The 533-nt window shown below is 52.5% G+C and carries 1 pseudogene; it reads right to left on the bottom strand.

Features of this window, described 5'->3' with window-relative positions:
* Positions 1 to 384: pseudogene (locus ACLJTM_RS34635) on the bottom strand (IS6-like element IS26 family transposase); the annotation flags it as partial.
* Positions 385 to 533 lie beyond the last annotated feature (149 nt).

Genomic DNA, 533 nt, shown 5'->3' on the forward strand with positions numbered 1-533 from the left:
CTTCTTCACGTTGTTGAGGATTATACCCAGAAACCGGTATGCAGCTTTGCTGTTACGACGGGAGGAGAGATAAAAATCGACAGTGCGGCCCCGGCTGTCGACGGCCCGGTACAGATACGCCCAGCGGCCATTGACCTTCACGTAGGTTTCATCCATGTGCCACGGGCAAAGATCGGAAGGGTTACGCCAGTACCAGCGCAGCCGTTTTTCCATTTCAGGCGCATAACGCTGAACCCAGCGGTAAATCGTGGAGTGATCGACATTCACTCCGCGTTCAGCCAGCATCTCCTGCAGCTCACGGTAACTGATGCCGTATTTGCAGTACCAGCGTACGGCCCACAGAATGATGTCACGCTGAAAATGCCGGCCTTTGAATGGGTTCATGTGCAGCTCCATCAGCAAAAGGGGATGATAAGTTTATCACCACCGAATATTTGCAACAGTGCCTAAAAATCGACCATACAGAGAGGGAAACCACCGGAGTGGTGGGAAAAGCAGAAAGGCTCACGTGGCATAAGGCGTGGACAATGGTA

Origin of the sequence: Streptomyces sp. cmx-4-9 (assembly GCF_046548835.1) — a bacterium.
GTDB lineage: Bacteria > Actinomycetota > Actinomycetes > Streptomycetales > Streptomycetaceae > Streptomyces.